At 39.3% G+C, this 333-nt stretch carries 1 protein-coding gene; it reads left to right on the top strand.

Going from position 1 to position 333, the window contains the following annotated elements; all coding sequences use genetic code 11:
• A partial coding sequence (locus DC53_RS22245) for a phage tail tip lysozyme (RefSeq protein WP_033032550.1) occupies positions 1–293 on the top strand: 293 nt, incomplete at its 5' end.
• Positions 294–333: the final 40 nt, after the last annotated feature.

The following is a 333-nucleotide window of genomic DNA, read 5'->3' as shown; positions in this document are numbered from 1 at the left end:
ATAACTGCGGTCGTGGTTATGGTTTAATTCAATGGACATCTGCGAATCGTTATTATGGATTGGGTGATTTTGCTAAGAAGTATGGTGGTTCTCCATCATCACTTCAAACGCAACTTCGTTATCTGACAAATGAAGTTCAATGGAAACATATTGAATCCCACATGAAAAAAGGTGGTCGATCAATTTATTCTTATATGGATACTACATATAGTTGGATTGGTTGGGGGCATCATGGTGCTCGCACATCCTATGCCCATGATTATGCTAACCGACTAGTTCAAGTAGAAGTCTGATATATATGGGGAGTGTCCCTGCTCCCTTTCTTATGTTTAA

The sequence above is a fragment of the Pseudoalteromonas fuliginea genome (genome assembly GCF_000690055.1).
In the GTDB taxonomy this organism is placed as follows: domain Bacteria; phylum Pseudomonadota; class Gammaproteobacteria; order Enterobacterales; family Alteromonadaceae; genus Pseudoalteromonas; species Pseudoalteromonas fuliginea.
The sequence above is the reverse complement of the archived record's forward strand: the minus strand, read 5'-3'. Positions and strand labels throughout refer to the sequence as shown.